Raw genomic sequence first — 21,013 nt, 5'->3', positions numbered from 1 at the left:
GCAACTAGTTCAATTCCAAGTAACTGTTTTTCAACAAGTTTCTATCTGCATCACCGCCGATGGATGTGCATTATAGAGGATTAATAACCCTTTGCAAGCGAAAATTAGAAACTTATGACTTGAGCGTTCATTTTTAAATCAAATGCCATATTAACATACTGTTTTATATAAATAATTATTTTAATTATTTATTTTTGACTTAAATAAGCCAATATCATGCCCGATAATTCTTGTTTAAGTTGTTGTTCTGAGATAAGAAAATTGTTCTGACTAACATATCTCATCATTGTAAAAAGCGTACTATTGATAATTACAAAGGATTTATGCTTCACCTGTTCGAAGTCCCATTGATGGGGATTTCTACTAAATGTATATAGTCCAACTTCAAAAAAATGTTTTTCTAAAATCTGAGCAGCTTGCGAATGACTATAGTCATGCCAATGATTCAGTACCTCTATAAAAAATCCATGATCGGCTTTTAATGCAGCAAATCCTAGTTCTATTGCTAAGGGGATAAGGATATCCAAAGGAATATTTCCTTGCTGCATAACTAATTCTTTGAGTTGTTGCCCCAATAGTTCGCTTTTACGGCGCAACAGTTCTTCTATGATTTGATCTTTATTCTCAAAGTATTGGTAAATTGAACCCACACTTACTCCAGATCTCTCTGCAATTTTAGGAGTCGTGGTATGGAGCAATCCATATTGGGCAATACAGTGCTGTGTCGCCTCTAAAATATGGTCAACAATAATTTTTGAACGCTGTTGTTGTGGGGCTTTTCTCATTGGTTTTTTTATTCTTTAAATGTGAATTGAATGCGAATAATTATTCATATTAGCCTATTTATTATTCAGTTCAATAAGTAAGTGACAATATGCAAACAAGCAGCCCGACTCGACTTGCCTCTTTTAATGACATGCAAGACAGTAATTTCTTTACTCAGTTTTTAAATGTCTGTTGCGAAAAACCAGCACAGCCAAACTATGCAGAATATGTGTCTTTACAACGTGCTCTTTATGAAGGGGACGTTGAAATGGATAAAGTAATTGATTGGGTTATGCAAAATCCTAAAGATCACCGCATGATTTTTGAGAAGATATTATTTCAAGGCCGCGATGACCTATCTGAGCCGATGCCCACCGAGTTAGAAAATTTCTTTAATTACATTGAACAAAAGCCTGAATGGTTAGACCAACACCAAATTGATGAGGCTATTAAATTTACTCATCGTTTAGGAATAAATAATGGTTTTATTCTTAGAGATTTATCTTTGATGGCGGGATATTTATATCCGGGATTTAATCAGCCCCTAATTTTAACGGGCGCATTAAAGAAACAGGCGGGTACTCGTTTAGCAGAAACTACAAAATGGTGGGTTGATATTACTGAACCTCAGGGGCTTTCTCGTTTAAGCTCAGGTTTCACGTCAACGATTTATGTTCGCTTTATTCACGCACTTGTACGTCGACAATTAAAAAAGTCTGATCGTTGGGATAGTGAAATTTGGGGAATTCCACTTAATCAATTTGATTTAGCAATGACTAATTTAGCTTTTAGCAGTGTAGTTTTACTTGGTATTAGAGCTTTAGGTGTATGGCCAACGAAACAAGAAGCTAAGAGTTTTTTACATTTTTGGCGCTATGTTGGCTGGTTGATGGGTATTGATGAAAAATGGCTTATTCAATCTGAATCCGAAGGTTGGCGGTTACTTTACTGGATGCAGTTTGCTCACCCTCGCTCCGATCACAGCAGTGTTGAATTAGGATCGAGCTTATCTAAAGAGCCTTTTGAGAGAAAATATCTGCATTTACGCTCTTTGCAGCAGAAGCTTGCTTACCGTCAACATTTAGAACTTACCCAATTTTTTATTGGTAAGAAAAGAATGAAACTACTTGGATTGCCTCAGCAGTCTGCTTCATGGTTTGCTTATTATTTGATTGTGCGCAATTCACTACTTTATAGTGGTGCGAAGCTTTCACCAAAAGTTGAAAATTTTTTATCCAAATCAGGTCGCAATATACAAAAGCTTGGCTTAACGCTTTATCAGAATCAAGGTAAGGCAAAAACCTTGGCGAGTATGCATCAATAATTTTTTGAAACCTAAAAATAAAAAAAGGAAACCCGTTAATCAGACTTCCTTTTTCAAATATTAAGGCGCTTATTGAGATGATGAACTATGCATTTCGACGTGGTTCATTTGCTCAGGCGACTCCATCATTTGCTTCTTTTTTTGACTTGGCATGTAGTCAGGCTCATTGTTGATCGCCAAGTAAAAAATAATCATAAATAATAAGCTCAAGATAGAAGCCACAATAAGTAACTTCCACCCCCACCACGATTGTTCAGGTGATAATTTATTTGTCATTTCATTTCTCTCATTCAATTAATATTTTCAATTCATTTCATGCGCTATAGCTTATTAAAACTTCATGCTCATACGAACCCAGTAGTTTCTTCCGATATTATTGAACTGCTCTTCACTCGCAAATCCAAAGCCTGCACTACCCGCTTTGTTTAAGTGTTCGGTATAAGTCTTATCTAATACGTTATCGATGCCGACAGAGACATCAATATCTTTACGAAGGTTGTAACTTCCGTTTAGAGAAAGAGTTGAAAAACCTTTACTTGGTTTTAGGTCATATCCCACGATGTTACCTTGATGTAAACTCACGCGGTTTTGCTCAGCAACAGCTCGCCACAACAGACCTAAATTATATTTGTCAGCCACATAGCGAATATTTAGTCGACCTTCTAAAGGTGAAATTTGAGGTAAAGGTTTGTCATCTGTGGTGTTTTTACCCCATGCATACATAGCACTTAAATCAGCCTGAATATGGTCGGTAAATTGATAGCCAATACCTGCTTCTGCACCTGCAATGGTTGCATCGACATTTTTAGCACCTGCAGTAATATCATGACTCATATCATGCCCACCCATTCCCGTGCTTGGGTGGTGGTGGTAACTCATTAAAATGTAGTCATCTACTAAACCTGCATAGGCAGAAGCCCATGTATTTAAAGCGCCATGTTGTTGCTGAAAGCCCAGATCCAACTGTAGTGTTTTCTCAGGATTTACACCGTTAAAGGTATTGGTTGAGCCGGCATTACCATGTTTAGGCGAAAAAAGCTCCCAATAATCAGGCATACGTTCTACATAACCTAAACCGATATAGCTTTTTAGGTCATGCTCAGGATGTTGATTTTCCCAGCGGACAAATGCACTTGGTAAAGTCTTTTCAAGTTTAGTATTAAAGCCTTTTGCTTGAGAATCTGCGCGCTCATCTTCAACTGTTACTCGGTCTAAACGCACACCTGTAACCAGTTTATTGAGATCGTTCCATTGATAACCGAGTTCACCAAAAGCACCATATGATTGAAAACGCATATCTTGACGATATGGGATATTCATAGAAGGCATCGTTGGTGATGACATGCTACCGCCATGTTTATTGAATTGAGAATCTATACCTGTGATCAGGCTCCATTGATTCCATTCAGAGGTCATAGCTAAGCGCGAGTTTAATGTACGGCGCGTCACTTGCATTTCCATTGGATTCGGCATCAGCATAGTCATACCACTATGATTCATTTCAACTAATGGCGGTGTACGCAAGCTAAAGTTATCCATAATATGGTCGTTATAGCTGTAGTTCACCTGCCCTTCTATTTTCTTAATGACATCAGTAATGTTCTTCTTTTCAAAACGTAGACCTAAGCTTTCACGCGCAAACTGAGAACCATCCATTGAACGTCCAGCATAGAGAGATTCGCCATCAGATTTTCCACCAGTGAGTTCGATCCATGTATTTTCATCTGGAGTAAAACCAAGTGCTAAATCAGCATTCCACTTTTTCCATGCTGAAGGCACGGTATCACCGTCACCATCTTGATAACTATTGGACTCAGAACGATTAGCATTTAAACGGATATATTTTTTCTCATCACCTATTGCCGCTTCAACATTATGGTCAATACGTCCATATGAACCTAACAAAACACTCGCTTGTCCACGATAAGGTTTTTCTGTGGTGAGCTTTTCAGGCTGACGTTCAAAAAGAACTGTCGCTGCCGAACCCGTATTGGCATATTGAACTGTTTGCGGACCTTTAATGACAGAAATACGGTCATAACTTTCTGGTGAAATATAAGAAGTTGGTGCATCCATACGATTTGGACATGCACCTAAGTTTTCGGTTCCATCCGTCAAAATTTTGATGCGTGAGCCAAACATACCTCGGAATGTTACATCGCCATTTGTTCCACCGCTTTGTATTGAGTTAAAACCCATAATACTTTGCAGGTAATCTGCACCATCTGTAGCAGGTACTGGCTGAATCGGTTGCTTTGGATCTGCATGAACAATAAGACCATTTGCATCATTACCTTGCTGTGCCGTAACAACAATGGGTGCTAATGAATGAAGTGTTTTGGTATCAACATCATTTTTTTCTGAATCAGCAAAAACTAGACCCGAATGAGAGACAGCAAGCATCGCAACCCATAAAGGTTGTAATAAGAATTTAGAATGTGACATTTTTTATACGCTCTAAAACATAAATAAAGTGATATTGAAGTCAATCAAGACCCCAACAAAAAATTGCTTTTATTTATGCAAATAGAGGTGGTGCACGCCCTTGCGGGAGTAGGAAAAGTCGCTGTAGCGCAAAATAAACATGTTTGAATGCTTGTTGATAGGCGACTAAGCGAATTTGTATGCGAACTAAAACTTCTTTTACGCCGAATTCAGGCGGTAAAACCAGATTGGCATAGACGGTACAATATTGACACTGGTGATTTGCATCATGATGGTCATGTTGACTAGCAGTTTGAGCCTGCTCAATATGATGTTCATGATGTGAATGCATGGTATGTGACATGGCTTCCGTCTGTGCTTTGGGTTTCAGCAAAGCACGGGTAATAGTTTCACAGACCGGAGCAATTTGATATTGCTTCGGTAATAGCGGCTGTAGAAATACCGCGACCTGTAAAAATACTGCTGCACATGCAAGCAGTAAACCACTACGAAAAACCAAAAATCACATCCACACTATATTAATGTTTTAAGAATAGAAATTTTTAACGTTTTACTGCAACTTTTTCACGCTCACGTTGACGAACAACTTTTTCGACTTTTTCTCGCGCACGCTGACGTTTAAGTGGCGACAAATAATCCACAAATAATTTGCCATTTAAGTGATCCATTTCATGTTGGATACAAACAGCGAGAAGTCCATCAGCTTCTACCTCAAATGCTTGACCTTCAAGGTTAATTGCCTCAATTTTCACACGTGACGGGCGCTCAACTTTGTCGTATATTTGTGGCACCGATAGGCAGCCTTCTTCGTACTGCTGCTTATCTTCTGTCAGCGGAGTGATTTTGGGGTTAATAAAAACCAAGGGTTCATCTTTAGCTTCAGATAAATCTATAACGATTAACTGAATATGACGATCTACCTGTGAAGCTGCTAAACCAATACCTGGTGCGGCATACATGGTTTCAAGCATATCTGCTGCAAGTTGACGAATTTCATCAGTAACTTCTTCAACAGGCTTAGCAATGGTACGAAGACGGGGATCAGGAAAACTTAAAATAGGTAATAAGGCCATACTGACGTCCTCACTTATGCCATTGATTGAAAAACCAAATGAAGGAAATACTTCATCGAAAAATTGTGTGTAAGCCGCTCATTATAACGCATCTGCACACATAATTTTTAGGAATTATCATAATGAAAAAGGTTTTTAACGGCATGGGTGAATTTCATGCTTTGGGGATAAAAAAGCATTTACTTGCTTTCGCACTTTTTACAGGGGTTGCAATGGGTACAGTAGCAGAGGTTCATGCTGCTAGTCCGAACCATAATCCACCCTCTCTAAAAAGTAATGCACCACATGTCTACGTTGTAAAACGAGGAGATACGCTGTGGGATATTTCTGGTCATTTCCTAAGTAAACCCTGGCGCTGGCCAGAAATCTGGGCAAGTAATCAGCACGTCAAAAATCCACACTGGATTTACCCGGGTGACCGCTTATTGTTATGCAGTTTAGCTGGTCGACCATTGATAGGTAAAGATGAGGGAGATGGTTGTGTCGGCATTATTCGTCGCTACACAGGCCAAACAGCAAACTTACAACCTCAAGTTCGTGTGGAGTCGCTCAACGATAATGTGCCTGTTATTCCACTTGAACATATCAAACAGTGGTTAGAACACAGCACAATTTTGCCAGCCGATGCAATTGAACATACGCCTTATATTGTTGGCACTGCCGATCAACGTGTACTTGCTGCAAAGGGCCAAACGATTTATGCACGCGGACAAGGTTTAATTGATGGTCAACGTTATGCTGTCTACCGTGAAGGTGAACCGTACTATTTCATGGATAGTAAGGGTAAAAAACACAGTCTAGGTATTGAACTACAACAGGTTGCGTCAGGTATTGCGATCTCTTCTGAGAAAGACATAACAACACTTGAGCTAACTGATAGCTACAATTCCGAAGTGCGTCGTGGTGATCGGGTCATGCCAGAAGAAGATGCGACTTTGCCCACTCTATTTTACCCAGTGGATGCTAAACAAGTGACGGATGGTGGCAAGATCATTCGTGTGATGGGTTCAATTGGTAGAGCAGCCAAAAATAGTGTCGTGACTTTAGACCGCGGTACGGCTCAAGGCGTTCAGGTGGGTCAAGTCTTTGATATTACCCAACAAGGTGAAACCATTCGAGACCCTAAAACCAAAGAACCAATACAGTTACCTGGACAGCAAATTGGTAGCCTTATGGTATTTAGAACTTTTGATCAGCTCAGCTATGCCTATGTATTAGAAAGTGACTTACCTATTAAAGTAGGTTCAAACATTCAGCCACCTCGTCTTGATGATTAACGCTGGATATACACTTTACAATGCTTACTCAACTTTCTTCACACCATTACCACACCCTTAAAGTGTGGTATTTGGTGCAGCACTCTTTAGTTAGCTTTAAAAAAATTGTCGACTATTTCGGTAGCTGTGAAACGGCTGTCCAACCTGCTGGGTTAGCCCAATGGTCTAATCTCGGTTTACATGCCAATCATTTAAAACGCGTAGATGAATTTCAAACTGCTCAAGGTCAGGCTCATTTTGAAAAACTGGTTCAGCAGATCCAGCAATATACGGACTTTATTTTAACGCCAGATGACTCTGGCTATCCTACGCAATTGCTACCTTACATAGACCATCCACCTATCATTTTTGGAAAAGGCCAAGCTCAAGCTTTGTTGCAACCACAAATTGCGATTGTAGGTAGTCGAAAACCAAGCCCACATGGCCGTCAGGTTGCTTATGATTTTGCCTATTACTTAAGTGAAAAAGGATTCTATGTGAGTAGTGGCTTGGCATATGGCATTGACGAAGCTGCTCACCAAGGTGCTTCAGTACATCAACGAACTATTGCCGTAACCGGAACAGGTCTAGACAGCACCTACCCTGCTCAGAATAAAAAACTTGCAGAACAGATCTTGGCTCAAAACGGCGCCATCATTACTGAGTTTTTACCCGGTACGCCACCATTACAGCAGCATTTTCCACGTAGGAACCGGATTGTTAGTGGTTTGAGTTTAGGAGTACTCGTCGTAGAAGCGACTTTAAAAAGTGGTTCACTGATTACTGCCAACAAGGCTGCTGAGCAAGGTAAAACGGTGTTTGCTATACCTGGTCATATTTATAGTGAGTTTCATCAGGGCTGCCATCAGCTTATCCGTGAAGGCGCAATCTTAGTCGATCATCCTGAACAGATTATTGAGGACCTTGCTCTTCCAACCCAATGGCAGAGTCAGCAACAAAGCCAAAATGAAGCAACTGAAACGGGCGCGCCAGAAATTCCTGAACATTTAATCAAACTGTATCAATCTTTAGACTGGATTGGTCAAGATATTGATCAGCTTGTTGTGCACCATTCACAACCCGTTGCAGAACTCACCTCTTCACTCATGGAACTAGAACTACTTGGTTTATGTATGCAACAATCAGGGCTGTATTTACGTTGTCGCTCTTAGTACTGGAGCGCACAATAGCAATTCTGTCTGATTGAAAGGAAGAGTATTACCATGATTACCACCTCAGTTACCGAAGCAGCCGAAAGTTTACATCAAGGTCAAGTCTTGGCGTATCCAACTGAGGCAGTTTGGGGGCTAGGTTGCGACCCTTTTAACGAACAAGCTTTTCAAAAGATTCTTGAGTTAAAGCAAAGGCCTATTGAAAAGGGAGTCATTTTATTAGCAGGCCATATTAGCCAAGTTGAGCACCTGTTAACCTCTTTACCTGAAGCGACTCAACAAGAAATTATTGATTGTTGGACGAATCACCAACCCTCAGAAAGAGCCACAACTTGGCTCTTGCCTGCTGGTGAACATATTCCTTCATGGATTAAAGGTGAACATCCACTTGTCGCTGTTCGAGTCACCACACATCCTTTGTGTGTAGCATTATGCAATGCTTTTCATGGTTTTATTGTCTCGACTAGCGCTAATCCAAGCGGGCAAGAACCTGCTCATTCATTACAGGATGCCTGCCAATACTTTGGTTCACAATTGAACTATCTCAATGGTGATTTAGGCCAAAGTCAGCAGCCAAGTAGAATTATTAATGCTCTCACAGGCGAGATTATCCGCGCCTAATTTCAGACAAAAAAAAGCTCAGTTATATAGGGATAACTGAGCATAAAAAAGGATGGGTATATACCGCATCCAGAGGGTTTGGATATCTCTGCAACGAAAGAGAATCTGCAAAAAGAGCGTCTTTCGTAGTGGTCGCTATTATGTGGCAAGAGACTAAATGAGAGAAATATATAATTTCTCTAAAAAAAGCATGAAAAGTGTAGGGAATTTACGGATTTTTACTTAAAAATTAAAATTATATTAATATTTTTATTGGCTTTTTTAATATTTATATTTCAACCTATTTTTATAAACTATTTATAAATCATATAGAAAAGCTTTAACTAATAAAAAAATGGCATATTTTCATTAATTTTTTTCAAAATATGCCATAGTTTTTTTAGTCGTCTTAGTTTTGCTCTTGTATCAGCTCACTCTTTTTGGAACTGACCTTCTTTTGAGCCATAATAATACCAATTAAAATTATTACGCCCCCTAGTGTGTGATAAATGGTCCACTGCTCAGATAACCAGACACTCGCAATAATTGCTGTAAACACAGGAACAAGGTTCATAAAGATACTTGTTCTATTAGGTCCTAATTGCTGAACAGCCAACATCCAAACTAAAGGTGCAATGAGTGAAGCAAATACTCCTGCATAAATAGCACTCGGAGCATTTTGTGCATTTAAAGCATCCAGTCCGAACCAAAAAATTAAAGGAAGGTGAAATATTACAGAAAAACCAATCTGGACATATAAGCTCGTCATGATTGGTAGAGGCAACTGCCATTTTTTAAGAAACACCCCATAAAATGCATAAAAGAACACAGCGATAATCATTAAAGCATCACCAAGATGTCCACCAGAACTTAATAGGTGGCCAATATTTCCTTGGGACATGACATAGAGCAAACCTGCAAAAGACAAAATACTGCCAAAAACTGCAAAGCGATTAGGCACATCTTTTAAAATGGCAAGAGAAACAAAAATAGTAAAGATGGGAATAAACGCATTCACAATTCCCATATTAGTTGCACTGGTATAATGTGCAGCCGTATAAGCAAGCCCTTGATAAAGCACCATTCCAAATGCACTTAATACTGCTAATTTAGGCAAATATTGTTTTAATAAGTGTCGTTGTTTCCAAACTGGTAACAACATAAATGGGGTTAAAATAATAAAGGCGATTAACCATCGGTAAAAGCTGATACTGACAGGAGAGATATAATCAGAAACATAGCGGGTAACTACAATATTTAAAGACCAAATCAGTACTGCCAAAATGGGAAATATAAATGCCCATTTATGATATTTCATGACCTGACTCATAGTAATACGCCATCGGTAAAAGAGAGTTTATTTTGAAGAATGTCTTAATAAATTGAAATATCGTATTTCCGACATTGATATTGAACTTAGGACATCATCCTTTTTTTAGAATAATGTCCAAGTCTTCATGGCATGTTCCACAACTTTGTGTAATTGCTCGGTACTAGCGCCGTCTCTTGCCTGAATCGTTAACCCTTGAATGACAGTTGCATAAAAGTCTGTCATTTCCTGTAACGGTGCATTCGAAGACAAATCACCCTGCTCTACACCTTGTTGGAGACGTTTGAATAATTTTTCTTTGGTCTTTATTCTTTTATCGAGAAGATTCTGCTGCACATTCTGAGTAGCGTCAGAACAATTCATAGCAGCAACGACGAGCATACAACCAGCAGGCTTATTTGGCTGGACGAGTCTTTTAACGTTATCGTATAGATAAAGTTCAAAAGCGATTTTTGCTGTTTTTGCTTCTAAAAAGATGGTTTCAATAGGGCATGCTTCATGAGCCAAGTAGTAATCAATACTTTGATAGAAGAGCCCCGCCTTATCTCCAAACGCACTGTATAAGCTTGGTGCTGTAATTTCCAAAGCCTGCGTTAAATCACTGATCGACGTTGCTTCATAACCATGCTCCCAAAACAGTAACATTGCCTTTTGCAAAACCTGCTGTTCATCAAAGCATTTAGGACGTCCACGCTTTTTTTTCAGCGTGTCTTCAACAGCGATCAAATTCGTTTCATGCGTATTTGTCATAAAGATCACATCTATTTTTATAACAATCGTTATTAAATTAATTGACGTTCGATTTTTTATCAACTATTTTATTTTCATAATGATCGTTAGTTAATTAATAAATTGCCTTTCTTCACTCCAAATTTAGCCAAGTAAGGATTTCCTATGGACCAATCTTCTATCTCTAAAGCGCGACCCACAACCTCCCCACAAGGAAGTTGGTTTGCCATTTTGGCCGTTGCCATTGCAGCATTTGCATTAGTAACAAGTGAATTTTTACCTGTTGGTGTTTTAAATAGTGTTGCAACAGATTTAAATATTTCTGTAGGTACAGCCGGTCTTATTATTACTGTACCGGGCATTATGGCCGCGATTGCTGCCCCCTTATTACCAGTTTCAGTGAAACAACTTGATCGACGCTATGTTCTCATTTTACTGACAGCAATTATGGTTATTGCCAATACCATTACTGCTTTTGCTGAAAACTTTCATATTTTATTACTCAGTCGCTTAATTTTAGGCATCTCAATTGGCGGGTTCTGGGCCACGGCAATCGCTTTAAGTGGAAAATTAGCTCCCGCCCATCTCCCTATTGCTAAAGCAACTGCTGTTGTAATGGCAGGTGTAACTTTTGCGACAGTTTTGGGTGTTCCTATTGGAACATGGTTAAGTGAATTTTATGGCTGGCGCAGTGCTTTTGGAATTACAGCAGGAATTGGCTTAATTGTTTTAATCTTACAATTAATCTTTTTACCTAAACTTGTTCCAGACTCGCCAATCCATATGAGGGACTTACCAGCATTATTACGCACGCCCAAAGCACGTAGCGGCATGCTTATTGTTCTACTTATCGGCCTTGCTCATTTTTGTGCATATAGCTATTTAGCGCCTTTCTTTAAGAATATTGCAGGCTTTAATGGTACAACGATTAGTTCATTATTATTGCTCTACGGAATTGCAGGTATTTTCGGAAATGCATTTGCTGGATATAGTGGCAATCTGAATGTCCGTTATACTCTTGCCTTTGTTAGCGCGTGCTTTGCAATTGTATTTTTTGGATTCCCACTTTTTGCCATTCATGAATTTGGTGCTATTGTCTTAACTGCTTTATGGGGCTTCGCATTTGGTGCTTTCCCTACCTCAGCCAATATCTGGATGTTTGTACATGCGCCACATGCAGTTGAAAAAGGTATGCCTCTTTTTGTAGGTATGTTTCAGGTCATGATTGCCACAGGTTCATTATTAGGCGGTTATGTGGTTGATCATTTCAATGAAAATACCTTAATTTATGGTGTATTAAGCTTTGTGGCTTTAGCACTCGTAAGTACATTTACCTTTGCAAAGGGCTTAAACAATCCTAAAGCGACCTGTGAAAATTAAAATATAGTCTGAGTACAAAGATGAACAATGAGGACCAACACTTTTCTTTATTGAACAGTATAGAAGTTCATGAATTTCTATATCAAAAAGAAGATATTGTTCGTCCTCATGCCTCACTCTGGGGCGATTTTAATTTCAGCTTAAATGGCATTTTAGAAATGCAGGTAGAAGAACAGCTATATCTGTCTCCCCCTAGCTATGGACTTTGGATTCCACCTCAAACAGTTCATCAATCGACTGATATTGATCACGAAATTCACTATATCTGTATTCGTCTACATCCCCGTCTATGCTCTATTTTAGGAGATGTCTGTCAGTGTTTTAGTATCCAGCCCTTTTTTCGGACCTTGGTCCTCCAAATTCTGGAACAACAGAAGCAGAATAAAAAACCTGAATATTTAGAACATCTTTTACAAGTCTTATTCGACCAATTACAACAAGCCCCAGCCTATTCGCATTATTTGCCTCAAACGCGGCATCCAGTTTTATTGCCTATTTTAGAAAAGCTTTCCGACCCATTACTTTTTGATCACTCTTTACAGCAGTTACTTCAAAATTTCTCTGTAAGTGACCGCCACCTGTTACGTTTGAGTCAACAAGAGCTACAACTCTCTTTATCCGAATGGCGAAATCGAGCCAAAATTGTTTATGCAATTCATCAAATACGACAAGGTACTCCAATTAAACGCTTAGCATATGATTTAGGTTATCAACATAGCTCAAGTTTTATTGAGTTTTTTAAACGTTATACTGGACAAACACCTATTCAAATTAGAAATAACTAGAATTCAGTTTATCTTTTAAAATCTTTTTCTTTTTTTGAACACGAATATTATTGCACTACCCCTCAATAGCAGTTAAAACAAATGCGTTACTTGATATCAACTACAATCTTTAGGAAATACTCATGACACAATCTGTATATCACATTCCAGTAAAAGCTATTTCAGGCGAAACGGTTGACCTTGAACAATATAAGGGCAAGGTTTTACTTATTGTAAATACTGCCTCTAAATGTGGTTTAACTCCACAATACGAAGGCTTAGAAAAGCTTTATCAAGCAAAAAAAGATCAAGGCCTTGAAATTTTAGGTTTTCCAGCAAACAACTTTAAAGAGCAAGAACCAGGTTCAGATGAAGAAATTCAACAATTCTGTTCATTAAATTATGATGTTCACTTCCCTTTATTTTCTAAAGTGTCTGTTGCCGGTGAAGATAAGCACCCACTCTATGAAACTTTGACAGCAGCTCAACCAGAACGTAGTGGTGAAGGACCTTTCCGTGAGCGTTTAGAAGGCTTAGGTATCCCAACTAATCCAGCTCCAGAGGTTTTATGGAACTTCGAAAAATTCTTAATTAATAAAAATGGCGAAGTAGTGGCTCGTTTTGCTCCAAACCTAACTGCGGATGATGAACAAATCGTTAAAGCAGTTGAAGCAGAGTTAGCAAAATAACGTTTAAAAAACGTAAAAAAGAGCGTTTTCTACGCTCTTTTTTATTATCTGGTCAAAATGTTGTTTGTTTGCAAAAATACAATCTTTCTCCATATTTTATGCCTATAGTACCTATTTGCTTTATTTGATGTTGTTTGTAGTTATGAAAAAAGTTTTACAGGGTGCATTTCTTCCTTTTGTAATTTTTGCCTCAGGCATGCTTTTACTCGGGTGTGATCAGGCACAAGACCATGCTACTGAACAAGAAAATATTGAAATAACTGAACAGGCATCTAATCAAACTATTGAACGACAAGAGTCAGATATTGCTCCGAGTAAAACCGAATTTAAAAGCGGCAATATTTTTTATATGGTTCGAGATGCTGCTAATTTACAGCTTAAAGCTGGAGATTATGTTGAACAACTTAAAGACACTCAACTTGACGTTGAACAAGCTATCCAAGATAAAAATCAAAATGAATTAAAAACAACTGTTTCAACTTTAAAACAGCAATTACAAGGTTTAAATCAAGCTCTTCTCACCTTAGATATCAAAAGTCAGGAAATTGAGAATATTCGCCAAAGTTTATTACATGCCAATCAACAAGCTCTAAGCATGCCTTTACTAAATGGAAAATTAGATCAAATCAATTTTGACCAAATTGAAAAACAGCTGAATACCATTCAAATGGATATGGTTAAACTCGCAGCTATGATTATGGCTGGAGATGAAAAACCTGATCCAAAAACTGATTCTTAAGTTATATCCAAATAATAAAAAAGCCACCTTACGGTGGCTTTTTTTGATGAACACTGCACAAATTATAATGCGCGGTTCTTCATCTTACGGATAGTTTCAAGCTGACCTGAAATCTCTGATAGAGATGCCAATGCAGCAGCTGAGTCCAAATCACTCTTTTGGTTCGCAAGCAATTGTTCAGCATTTTTACGTGCTTCTAAAATTGCAGCTTCATCCAAGTTGTCAGCACGGATTGCAGTATCTGCAAGAACCGTTACAACATGAGGTTGAACCTCTAAAACACCGCCAGATACATAGACGATTTCTTCTGTACCATTTTCCAACTGAACACGAATCGGGCCCGGTTGAAGCAAAGTCACAAGTGGTGCGTGTCCTGGCAAAATACCAAGTTCACCACCTGCGCCTTTCGCGATTAACATCGTTACTGCGCCAGAGTAAATAGACTCTTTAACACTTACGACATCACATTGCATAGTCGCCATGAGATGATCTCCTTAAATTAGAGTTTCTCAGCTTTAGCAATCACTTCGTCAATACCACCAACCATATAGAACGCTTGTTCTGGGATGTGATCGTATTCACCAGCTAATAGACCTTTAAAGCCACGAATCGTTTCTTTAAGCGATACTAATTTACCAGGAGCACCAGTAAACACTTCAGCTACGTGGAATGGTTGAGAGAAGAAACGTTGGATTTTACGCGCACGGTAAACAACCAATTTATCTTCTTCAGCTAACTCATCCATACCCAAGATTGCGATGATGTCTTTAAGCTCTTTATAACGTTGCAAAATGTTCTGTACAGAACGCGCAATTTCATAATGCTCTTGACCAACAACTAATGGGTCTAACTGACGTGAAGTTGAGTCAAGTGGATCGATCGCTGGATAGATACCAGAAGATGCGATGTCACGGCTCAATACTACTGTTGCATCTAAGTGAGCAAATGTAGTTGCAGGCGATGGATCTGTTAAGTCATCGGCAGGTACGTATACTGCTTGGATCGATGTGATCGAACCAGATTTAGTAGACGTAATACGCTCTTGAAGAACACCCATTTCTTCTGCAAGTGTAGGCTGGTAACCTACCGCAGATGGCATACGACCTAACAATGCTGATACTTCAGTACCTGCAAGAGTATAACGGTAGATGTTGTCGACGAATAATAATACGTCACGACCTTTACCATTTTCGTCTTTTTGATCACGGAAGTATTCAGCCATAGTCAAACCAGTTAACGCTACGCGTAAACGGTTACCTGGTGGCTCATTCATCTGACCGTAGACCATTGCTACTTTGTCAAGAACGTTAGAATCTTTCATCTCGTGATAGAAGTCGTTACCTTCACGAGTACGCTCACCAACACCAGCAAACACAGATAAACCTGAGTGAGCTTTCGCGATGTTGTTGATCAACTCCATCATGTTAACGGTTTTACCAACACCAGCACCACCGAATAAACCAACTTTACCACCTTTTGCAAACGGGCAAAGTAAGTCAATTACTTTAATACCAGTTTCTAAAAGGTCAGTAGAAGCAGCTTGTTCAGCATAAGAAGGCGCTTGACGGTGAATTGGCAAACGTTCTTCAGTTGCAACTGGACCAGCTTCATCAATTGGGCGGCCCAAAACGTCCATGATACGACCAAGCGTAGCTGGACCTACTGGAACAGAAATCGGTGCATTTGTGCTAGTTACATTAAGGCCACGTTTAAGACCTTCTGTAGAACCCATTGCGATGGTACGAACAACACCATCGCCAAGCTGTTGCTGAACTTCTAATGTAGTTTCAGTACCGTCAACTTGGAGAGCGTCATAGATCTTAGGAACGCTATTGCGCTCAAACTCGACGTCGATAACCGCGCCGATGATCTGAATGATACGACCGCTACTCATTGCTGTCTCCTCAATTCAAACTTAATAATGTTAAACGGCAGCGGCACCGCCAACGATCTCAGAAATTTCCTGAGTAATCGCGGCTTGACGCAGCTTGTTGTAAATGAGTTGTAGGTCTTTAATCAGTTGTCCTGCGTTGTCTGTCGCTGCTTTCATCGCGACCATACGAGCTGACTGCTCACATGCAACGTTTTCAATCACACCTTGATAAACCATAGACTCGATATAGCGAACCAACAAACCATTTAACAATTGTTCTGCTTCTGGTTCGTAGATATAGTCCCAACCATAAGTACGGTTGAGATCATCGCCTTCTTCTGCTGGTGCTAAAGGAACAAGTTGTTCTACTTTAGGCTGCTGAGTCATTGCATTAATGAAGCCATTTGATACGAGGTAGATACGATCTAATTCGCCCTTATCAAATGCATCAAGCATAACTTGGACTGAGCCAGTTAACTGTTCCAAACTCGGCGCATCGCCAAGTTGGGTAGTTGCACCAAGCACTTTACCGCCGTAATTCTTAAAAAACGAAACCGCTTTTTGACCAATTAAAGCAAATTCAACTTCAATTGACTGCTGTTGTTGTGCTTTGACATGCTGCACAACTTTCTTGAACAAGTTAATGTTCAAGCCACCGGCCAAACCACGATCTGAAGACACTACGATATAGCCAACGCGCTTAACAGGGCGGTCAACCATATAACGGTGTTTGTATTCAGGGTTTGCTTGAACCAAGTGAGCAATTACACGGCGCATATTATCGGCATACGGACGGCCCTGAGCCATGCGCTCTTGCGCACGACGCATTTTAGAAGCAGCTACCATTTGCATCGCGCGAGTAATCTTTTGCGTGCTCTTGATACTAGCTACTTTGGCGCGAATTTCTTTTAAATTTGCCATACGCTTAACCTAGTATTCGAAAGCCCTTTCGAGCTTCCGAAGGTTGATCCGTGAACCAAACTTAACTAAAACTAAACTTAGTAAGTTTGAGTCGCTTTAAAGCTTTCAATACCTGCTTTGATTGCTGCTTCGATGTCTTTGTTGTAATCACCAGTTTCATCGATTTGTTTCATCAACGGAGCATATTCTGAGCGGAAGTAAGAAATTAACGCAGCATCAAAGTCTACGATTTTCTTAACTTCTACGTCAGCCATATAGCCTTCGTTAGATGCATAAACAGAAACAGCTTGGTCAGCAATTGAGTAAGGAGCATATTGCTTTTGCTTCATTAACTCAGTTACACGTTGACCATGTTCAAGTTGCTTACGAGTTGCTTCGTCAAGGTCAGAAGCGAACTGAGCAAACGCAGCCAATTCACGGTATTGTGCTAAAGCAGTACGGATACCACCAGACAATTTCTTGATGATCTTAGTTTGAGCAGAACCACCAACACGAGATACAGAGATACCCGCGTTCACAGCAGGACGAATACCTGCGTTGAATAATGATGTTTCTAAGAAGATCTGACCGTCAGTAATCGAAATTACGTTCGTTGGTACGAATGCAGATACGTCACCTGCTTGAGTTTCAATAATTGGCAATGCAGTTAAAGAACCAGTTTTACCAGTTACTGCGCCATTAGTGAATTTCTCAACGTAGTCAGCAGATACACGAGAAGCACGTTCAAGAAGACGTGAGTGAAGATAGAATACGTCACCCGGATACGCTTCACGACCTGGTGGACGACGTAAAAGCAATGAAATTTGACGGTAAGCAACAGCTTGCTTAGACAAATCATCATAAATAATAAGAGCGTCTTCACCGCGGTCACGGAAGTATTCACCCATTGTACAGCCAGAGTACGGAGCTAAGTACTGCATTGCAGCAGGATCAGCAGCCGCAGCAGCGACAACAGTTGTATACGCCATAGCGCCAGTTTCTTCTAGCTTACGTACAACGTTTGCAATTGTTGATTGTTTTTGACCAATCGCAACGTATACGCATTTAATGCCAGAATTTTTCTGAGCGATAATCGCATCGATCGCCATCGCTGTTTTACCAGTTTGACGGTCACCAATAATCAACTCACGCTGACCACGACCCACAGGAATCATGGTATCAACTGATTTATAACCAGTTTGAACAGGTTCGTCTACAGACTGACGCCAAATTACGCCTGGTGCTACTTTTTCAACAGCATCAGTTAATTTTGCATCAATTGGGCCTTTACCATCAATTGGGTTACCCAAAGCGTCGACAACACGGCCAAGAAGTTCCGGACCAACTGGAACTTCAAGTACACGACCTGTACAACGAGCTTTTTGACCTTCTTGAAGGCTTAAGTAGTTACCTAAGACAACGGCACCCACTGAATCCTGTTCTAGGTTCAGTGCCATACCAAATAAGCCGCCGTCAAATTCGATCATTTCACCGTACATTGCATCAGCAAGACCGTGAATGCGCACGATACCGTCGGATACCATAACAATGGTACCTTCGTTTTTAGCGGTCGCGCTGGTGTCCAGATCGCTGATACGCTGTTTAATGAGCGCACTGATCTCGGATGGATTCAGTTGTTGCATTGCGCTATTCCTCAATCTTTTAATAGTTCAGTCTTCATCATTTGCATTATGCAAGAAGACGAGTACGCATTTTTTCAAGCTTGTTAAGCGCAGAATCATCTATCACTTGATCGCCTGCACGAATCACAACACCTGCAATAAGCTCAGGTTTAACTTCAACTGAAACAGTTACAGTACTGTTAAAACGCTTTTCTAAAGCAGATTTCAACAATTGCTCTTGTTCAGCAGTTAATGGGAAAGCCGATTCAATCACGACATCCACATTGTTGTTATTCTGTGATTTAAGCTGTTCATATTCTGCTTCAATTTCAGGTAACAACATTAAACGATCGTTATCTGCAAGAAGTGTCAAAAAGTTAGACACTGCTTGAGACTGATCTTCACCTAAAACTTTAGCAAAAAGCTTCACTTGCTCCACAGGAGTAAGTTCAGGGCGATTTAAATAAGCGGAAAATGCTTCGTCTTGCACCGCAGCACTGAGCACTTGTAACGCATTCGACCAATTGTCTGTTGCACCTTGCTCAGAAGCATAAGCAAATGCTGCTTTGGCATACGGACGTGCCAACGTCAAGAGTTCAGCCATGATTCGCCTCTCTTAAAGTTTAGCAGCCAGCTGAGACAGCATGGCATTATGAGCTTCTGCGTCAACTTGCTGGTTCAGGATTTTTTCTGCGCCAGTTACTGCCAAAGCAGCTACTTGTTGACGTAATTCTTCGCGAGCAGAATTGATTTCTTGATCAACAGCTTCTTTAGCCTGTTGACGAATACGCTCACCTTCAGCCGCAGCTTGAGTACGAGATTCTTCGATCAATTGTGCTGCACGACGGTTCGCTTGTTCGATCAATTGAGCCGCTTGTGCTTTAGCTGCATCAAGCTCTTGCTTTACTTGCGATTGTGCATCGGCAAGCTCAGCTTTCGCTTTTTCTGCTGCATTTAAGCCATCAGCAATTTTACGCTGACGCTCACTAATCGCATTGATTAGTGGTGGCCAAACAAACTTCATGCAGAATGCAACAAAGAATGCAAACGCAATCGCTTGACCAATCAATGTGAGGTTGATATTCATTGCAATTCCTCAAATAGTGGATTTAGGAATTAAGATGATTAACCTACAAATGGATTAGCGAAGATGAAGAACAAGCCAATACCAACACCGATCATAGGCACAGCATCAAGAAGACCCGCGATTAAGAACATACGAGTTTGAAGTTGTGGAGCCAATTCTGGTTGACGAGCAACAGCTTCTAGAAAGCGACCACCCAAAAGACCAAAACCAATCGCAGTACCTAAAGCACCGAAAGCGATCAAGATAGCAGATGCAATTGCAACTAGACCTAAAGTGAGTTCCATGAAAAATTCCTCAGAGGTTAGGTTATTACCAAATTAAATTAAAAAAATTCAGCCCAACCATCGTTTGATAGTTAGGCAATACCATTAATGTTTTTCGCTTGCCATGCTCAAGTAAACGATGGTAAGCATCATAAAGATGAATGCCTGCAACGTGATTACAAGAATGTGGAAGATCGCCCAAGGCACAGATAACGCCCATTGAATCCAGAACGGCAATAAAGCAATTAGGATAAAGATCAGCTCACCTGCATACATGTTACCGAATAGTCGGAGAGCTAATGAAATCGGACGAGCAAGGAATGTTACCAATTCCAAAATCAAGTTCACTGGAATAAGCAACGCTTTTGCAACTGGATTACTTGGGTTAAATGGGTTAAGTGCCAACTCGCCAACGAAACCACTAACACCCTTTTCGCGGATGCTGTAGAACAAGATAAGTACAAACACAGATAAAGACATACCTAAAGTAATGTTTGGATCTGTAGATGGAACGATCTTGAAGTAAACGTGGTGAGGGTTCATACCAAATACGTTTGCACCCACAAATGCTGCAACTTGAGGAATCCAGTCAACTGGGAACAAGTCCATTAAGTTCATGAGGAAAATCCACACGAAAATAGTTAATGCAAGCGGAGCGATTAAACGTGATTTGCCATGAAAGGTGTCACGGACACTTGAGTCAACAAACTCAATGATCATTTCAATTGCAGACTGGAATTTAGTTGGAACACCTGCATTTGCAGCTTTCGCAACCATCCAGAATAACAGACAGAAAATAACACCAAGGCCAATTGACCAACCCATTGAATCCAAGTGAATTGCAGTGAACCCCATCGAATGAGCTTCTTCAGCAGTCTCAGCCAATTTCCATGTACCGTCTGGCATTTTGCCATAGGTCATATTGGTCAAGTGATGCTTGATATACTCTGTCGAAGTGAGGGCATGTTCTTCAGCAGCCATAAATCACACCTGGTCAATGTC

General features: G+C 40.0%; 22 protein-coding genes and 1 pseudogene. 8 read left to right on the top strand and 15 right to left on the bottom strand.

What is annotated here, in order from left to right; all coding sequences use genetic code 11:
• Positions 1-214: 214 nt before the first annotated feature.
• Positions 215-785 (bottom strand): annotated as a pseudogene (locus tag AC07M3_RS18840) (TetR/AcrR family transcriptional regulator).
• Positions 786-874: 89 nt separating this feature from the next.
• On the opposite strand from AC07M3_RS18840, the gene AC07M3_RS18835 reads away from it, so the two are divergent.
• Positions 875-2,089, top strand: a complete 1,215-nt coding sequence (locus AC07M3_RS18835; RefSeq protein WP_494568015.1) for an oxygenase MpaB family protein — start codon at positions 875-877, stop codon at positions 2,087-2,089.
• A gap of 69 nt (positions 2,090-2,158) precedes the next feature.
• On the opposite strand, the gene AC07M3_RS18830 is transcribed toward AC07M3_RS18835, so the two are convergent.
• The 4 genes from AC07M3_RS18830 to def all read right to left on the bottom strand — a co-directional run bounded on the left by AC07M3_RS18830 (position 2,159) and on the right by def (position 5,607).
• Positions 2,159-2,365 (bottom strand): hypothetical protein, encoded by a 207-nt coding sequence (locus AC07M3_RS18830; protein WP_494568016.1) that lies wholly within the window; start codon positions 2,363-2,365, stop codon positions 2,159-2,161.
• Between the two features lie 54 nt (positions 2,366-2,419).
• Positions 2,420-4,534, bottom strand: coding sequence for a TonB-dependent copper receptor (locus AC07M3_RS18825; RefSeq protein ID WP_494568017.1), 2,115 nt, complete (start codon positions 4,532-4,534; stop codon positions 2,420-2,422).
• Between the two features lie 73 nt (positions 4,535-4,607).
• Complete coding sequence (locus AC07M3_RS18820) at positions 4,608-5,033, bottom strand: DUF2946 domain-containing protein (protein ID WP_494568018.1); 426 nt, start codon at positions 5,031-5,033, stop codon at positions 4,608-4,610.
• A 43-nt stretch (positions 5,034-5,076) separates the two neighbouring features.
• Positions 5,077-5,607 (bottom strand): peptide deformylase, encoded by a 531-nt coding sequence (gene def / locus AC07M3_RS18815; protein WP_004640571.1) that lies wholly within the window; start codon positions 5,605-5,607, stop codon positions 5,077-5,079.
• A 122-nt stretch (positions 5,608-5,729) separates the two neighbouring features.
• Here def and AC07M3_RS18810 point away from each other — a divergent pair, with 122 nt between their 5' ends.
• Genes AC07M3_RS18810 through tsaC form a run of 3 tightly spaced genes read left to right on the top strand, consistent with a single transcriptional unit; the run spans position 5,730 to position 8,656 of the window.
• On the top strand, positions 5,730-6,884 hold the full coding sequence (locus AC07M3_RS18810) for a LysM peptidoglycan-binding domain-containing protein (protein WP_045126185.1): 1,155 nt from the start codon (positions 5,730-5,732) through the stop codon (positions 6,882-6,884).
• 20 nt (positions 6,885-6,904) lie between these two features.
• The gene (gene dprA / locus AC07M3_RS18805) at positions 6,905-8,035 is read left to right on the top strand and encodes a DNA-processing protein DprA (RefSeq protein WP_092710592.1); all 1,131 of its coding nucleotides are present in this window, start codon (positions 6,905-6,907) and stop codon (positions 8,033-8,035) included.
• Between the two features lie 51 nt (positions 8,036-8,086).
• On the top strand, positions 8,087-8,656 hold the full coding sequence (gene tsaC, locus AC07M3_RS18800) for an L-threonylcarbamoyladenylate synthase type 1 TsaC (RefSeq protein WP_003655507.1): 570 nt from the start codon (positions 8,087-8,089) through the stop codon (positions 8,654-8,656).
• A 388-nt stretch (positions 8,657-9,044) separates the two neighbouring features.
• Here tsaC and AC07M3_RS18795 read toward each other — a convergent pair whose 3' ends face one another.
• Both AC07M3_RS18795 and AC07M3_RS18790 read right to left on the bottom strand, forming a co-directional pair.
• The gene (locus AC07M3_RS18795; protein WP_092710589.1) at positions 9,045-9,965 is read right to left on the bottom strand and encodes a DMT family transporter; all 921 of its coding nucleotides are present in this window, start codon (positions 9,963-9,965) and stop codon (positions 9,045-9,047) included.
• Between the two features lie 105 nt (positions 9,966-10,070).
• Positions 10,071-10,724, bottom strand: a complete 654-nt coding sequence (locus tag AC07M3_RS18790) for a TetR/AcrR family transcriptional regulator (RefSeq protein ID WP_092710586.1) — start codon at positions 10,722-10,724, stop codon at positions 10,071-10,073.
• A 135-nt stretch (positions 10,725-10,859) separates the two neighbouring features.
• Between AC07M3_RS18790 and AC07M3_RS18785 the strand changes: the two genes are divergently transcribed.
• The 4 genes from AC07M3_RS18785 (at position 10,860) to AC07M3_RS18770 (ending at position 14,266) form a co-directional block, all read left to right on the top strand.
• On the top strand, positions 10,860-12,074 hold the full coding sequence (locus AC07M3_RS18785) for an MFS transporter (protein ID WP_307013250.1): 1,215 nt from the start codon (positions 10,860-10,862) through the stop codon (positions 12,072-12,074).
• Between the two features lie 20 nt (positions 12,075-12,094).
• Entirely contained in the window at positions 12,095-12,859 is a 765-nt protein-coding gene (locus tag AC07M3_RS18780; protein ID WP_307013248.1) for an AraC family transcriptional regulator, read from the top strand.
• 122 nt (positions 12,860-12,981) lie between these two features.
• Complete coding sequence (locus tag AC07M3_RS18775) at positions 12,982-13,527, top strand: glutathione peroxidase (protein ID WP_307013246.1); 546 nt, start codon at positions 12,982-12,984, stop codon at positions 13,525-13,527.
• Positions 13,528-13,669: 142 nt separating this feature from the next.
• Positions 13,670-14,266 (top strand): PM1805 family lipoprotein, encoded by a 597-nt coding sequence (locus AC07M3_RS18770; RefSeq protein ID WP_307013244.1) that lies wholly within the window; start codon positions 13,670-13,672, stop codon positions 14,264-14,266.
• Positions 14,267-14,328: 62 nt separating this feature from the next.
• Here AC07M3_RS18770 and AC07M3_RS18765 read toward each other — a convergent pair whose 3' ends face one another.
• The 8 genes from AC07M3_RS18765 to atpB all read right to left on the bottom strand — a co-directional run bounded on the left by AC07M3_RS18765 (position 14,329) and on the right by atpB (position 20,992).
• On the bottom strand, positions 14,329-14,748 hold the full coding sequence (locus AC07M3_RS18765) for a F0F1 ATP synthase subunit epsilon (protein WP_003655525.1): 420 nt from the start codon (positions 14,746-14,748) through the stop codon (positions 14,329-14,331).
• Between the two features lie 17 nt (positions 14,749-14,765).
• Positions 14,766-16,160: a F0F1 ATP synthase subunit beta gene (gene atpD / locus AC07M3_RS18760; RefSeq protein WP_003655528.1), complete on the bottom strand. Its 1,395-nt coding sequence runs from the start codon at positions 16,158-16,160 to the stop codon at positions 14,766-14,768.
• Positions 16,161-16,190: 30 nt separating this feature from the next.
• The gene (gene atpG / locus AC07M3_RS18755; protein ID WP_003655530.1) at positions 16,191-17,060 is read right to left on the bottom strand and encodes a F0F1 ATP synthase subunit gamma; all 870 of its coding nucleotides are present in this window, start codon (positions 17,058-17,060) and stop codon (positions 16,191-16,193) included.
• A gap of 77 nt (positions 17,061-17,137) precedes the next feature.
• A complete protein-coding gene (atpA, locus tag AC07M3_RS18750) occupies positions 17,138-18,682 on the bottom strand; it encodes a F0F1 ATP synthase subunit alpha (protein WP_005037448.1) in 1,545 nt (514 codons plus the stop codon).
• A gap of 46 nt (positions 18,683-18,728) precedes the next feature.
• The gene (locus AC07M3_RS18745; RefSeq protein WP_003655534.1) at positions 18,729-19,265 is read right to left on the bottom strand and encodes a F0F1 ATP synthase subunit delta; all 537 of its coding nucleotides are present in this window, start codon (positions 19,263-19,265) and stop codon (positions 18,729-18,731) included.
• Positions 19,266-19,277: 12 nt separating this feature from the next.
• The gene (locus tag AC07M3_RS18740) at positions 19,278-19,748 is read right to left on the bottom strand and encodes a F0F1 ATP synthase subunit B (RefSeq protein ID WP_003655537.1); all 471 of its coding nucleotides are present in this window, start codon (positions 19,746-19,748) and stop codon (positions 19,278-19,280) included.
• 38 nt (positions 19,749-19,786) lie between these two features.
• Positions 19,787-20,032, bottom strand: a complete 246-nt coding sequence (gene atpE / locus AC07M3_RS18735; protein ID WP_000424060.1) for a F0F1 ATP synthase subunit C — start codon at positions 20,030-20,032, stop codon at positions 19,787-19,789.
• A gap of 84 nt (positions 20,033-20,116) precedes the next feature.
• Entirely contained in the window at positions 20,117-20,992 is an 876-nt protein-coding gene (gene atpB, locus AC07M3_RS18730) for a F0F1 ATP synthase subunit A (RefSeq protein ID WP_005037450.1), read from the bottom strand.
• Between the last annotated feature and the right edge of the window lie 21 nt (positions 20,993-21,013).

This window comes from Acinetobacter sp. GW821-FHT09D10 (assembly GCF_059416285.1).
This window is presented reverse-complemented; position numbering and strand designations above follow the sequence as displayed.